Source organism: Chrysiogenia bacterium, from assembly GCA_020434085.1.
GTDB lineage: Bacteria > JAGRBM01 > JAGRBM01 > JAGRBM01 > JAGRBM01 > JAGRBM01.
The window spans coordinates 1-2,261 of sequence record JAGRBM010000125.1; the positions used below are offsets into that span (position 1 = coordinate 1).

Sequence of the window (2,261 nt, forward strand, 5' to 3'; positions counted from 1 at the left end):
CGTTCCGGCGGGCGTGAAGGTTGCGGCGAGCCCGGCCGAGCTCGCGTGCGATGAGAGCGTGGACATCGTCATCGAGCTGATCGGCGGCCTGGACGCCGCGCGCGAGGGCATCCTTGCCGCCATTGAAGCCGGCAAGCCGGTGATTACGGCCAACAAACACCTGCTGGCCGTGCAGGGCGACGAAATTTTCGAGAAGGCAGAGGCCAAAGGGGTCTCGGTCGGCTTCGAGGCCGCGGTTGCCGGCGGCATCCCGATTCTCAACGCCATTCGCGCCGGCATCGGCGGCGACGAGATCACCTCCGTGCGCGGGATCATGAACGGCACGGCGAACTACATCCTCACGGAAATGGCCGAGAAGGGCCTGGCCTTCGACACGGTGCTGCGCGCCGCGCAGGAAGCCGGCTACGCAGAGGCCGACCCAACTTTCGACATCGAGGGCATCGACGCCGCCCACAAGCTGGCCATCCTTGCCGGGATGGCCTTCGGGACGAAGGTGAATTTCGGCGACGTCTACACCGAGGGAATTTCCCATGTGACGCCCGAAGACATCTTCTACGCCGAGCGCTTCGGCTACGACATCAAGCTGCTGGGCATTGCCGCGAAGGTGAACGGCGAGATCGAGCTGCGCGTGCATCCGGTGATGCTGCGTCGCGAAGAACTGCTCGGCCAGATCGACGGCCCGATCAACGCGGTCGAGATCGAGAGCGCCGCCATTGGCTCAACGCTCTACACCGGTCCCGGCGCCGGTGGTCCCGCCACGGCGGGTGCGGTGGTCTCCGATCTGGTACGCATTGCCCGCGGGCTCGGGGACGTCGGCTCGCGCCCGCTCCCCCCGCGCCTTGTCTCGGAGAGCGAGCTGGCGAGCATCCCCGTGCGTCCAATCGGTGAGATTCGCGAGGCCTACTACCTGCGCTTTACGGTGAAGGACCAGGCCGGCGTGCTTGCGCGCATCGCCACGGAGCTCGGCGAGATGGGCATCTCCATCGCCCAGGTGCTCCAGCCCGCCACGGCGCGCGACGCGGTGCCGGTCATCATCATGACCCACCACTGCCGCGAGGCCGACCTCATGCCGGCGATTGCCAAGCTCGATGCGACCGACATCGTGCTCGCGCCGACGGTCGTCATCCGCATTCAGGACGAGAACCTGTAACTGGTTAAGAGATGAAAGAAATGTGTAGGGGCGGGGTTTACCCGCCCCTTTTTTTGTGAGCGTTCGCTGCCGGGCGGGTAGACCCCGCCCCTACTTCTTCAATGCGTTGTAGTGTCGGCCTTCTTCGGGTTTGTTGGCGACCGGAAGGCCCGAGGCGTGCCAGCCGTCGGCCGGGTTGCCCTGGGAGTCCTGTCCGCCGCCGAATCCGCCGGCGACGTTCTTGACGTTGGTGAAGCCCGCCTCGTGCAGGATGTTGCAGGCGCGCAGGCTGCGGCCGCCTGCCTGACAGCCGAGCACGATCTTCGCGTCCTTCTCGAACGCGCCCTGCACACTGGCAAGGAAGCTGGGGTTGGGCTGCATCCCGGCCGGGCCGGGTTCCATCACGGGAATGTTGTAGGCGCCGGCGGGGTGGCCGGCCTCGAACTCGGGGACGCTGCGCACGTCGAGGTAGGCGTAGCCCTCCTCGCGCATGAGGCGCTCTGCTTCGGCGCAAACGACGTCGGAAATGGCCATGGGTCACTCTCCTGAAAACTGGGTGGGGCGAGCTTAGCGCCCGCGCAGGCTTTCAGCCACCGCGCACGAGCAGCACGGCTCCCGGTGCGGCGGCGATGAGGCGGTCGGCACTTTCGCCATCAAGGAGCGCGGAACCCGCGCCCAGTACCAGCGTCCCGCGCGGCACGCGGCGCAACAGCGCGGCCAGGGCCTCGGCGCTGGACGGTGAGATGGTGATGAACTGGGCGCGCACGCCCGACTCGGGAAGTGCGGCAAGGACTTCCTCGCGCAGGGCCTGATTGTTCCCGGCCGGCAGGAGCGCGGTGATCTCGCGCCCGTCGCGCCCGGCCAGGCGCAGCGCCACGGTCAGCGCGCGCTTACTCGCCTCGGACCCGTCGTAGGGCACCAGCCAGTCGCTGGTCGAAAAACCCCCGCGCTGAAGCACGAGGACCGAGCGCTGCGAGGTGAGCGCTGCACGCAGAGTGGTGGAGCGGATTTCCAACCGCCGCGAGAGCGGGCGGGCAGTGCCCGCCACGACGAGCAGGTCGGCGTCCTCGGCCGCTTCCTCGATCACAGGGCCCGGGCGGCCGCGCACGGCGCGAAGCGAATGGGGGATTCC

3 protein-coding genes are annotated in these 2,261 nt (G+C 67.9%); 1 reads left to right on the forward strand and 2 read right to left on the reverse strand.

What is annotated here, in order from left to right; genetic code table 11:
* A partial coding sequence (locus tag KDH09_04135) for a homoserine dehydrogenase (protein MCB0218859.1) occupies positions 1 to 1,150 on the forward strand: 1,150 nt, incomplete at its 5' end.
* A gap of 90 nt (positions 1,151 to 1,240) precedes the next feature.
* On the opposite strand, the gene KDH09_04140 is transcribed toward KDH09_04135, so the two are convergent.
* Together KDH09_04140 and KDH09_04145 are read right to left on the reverse strand one after the other, a co-directional pair.
* The gene (locus KDH09_04140) at positions 1,241 to 1,663 is read right to left on the reverse strand and encodes a rhodanese-like domain-containing protein (GenBank protein ID MCB0218860.1); all 423 of its coding nucleotides are present in this window, start codon (positions 1,661 to 1,663) and stop codon (positions 1,241 to 1,243) included.
* A gap of 52 nt (positions 1,664 to 1,715) precedes the next feature.
* Positions 1,716 to 2,261, reverse strand: a 546-nt coding sequence (locus KDH09_04145) for a universal stress protein (protein MCB0218861.1), incomplete at its 5' end; no start/stop codon positions are given.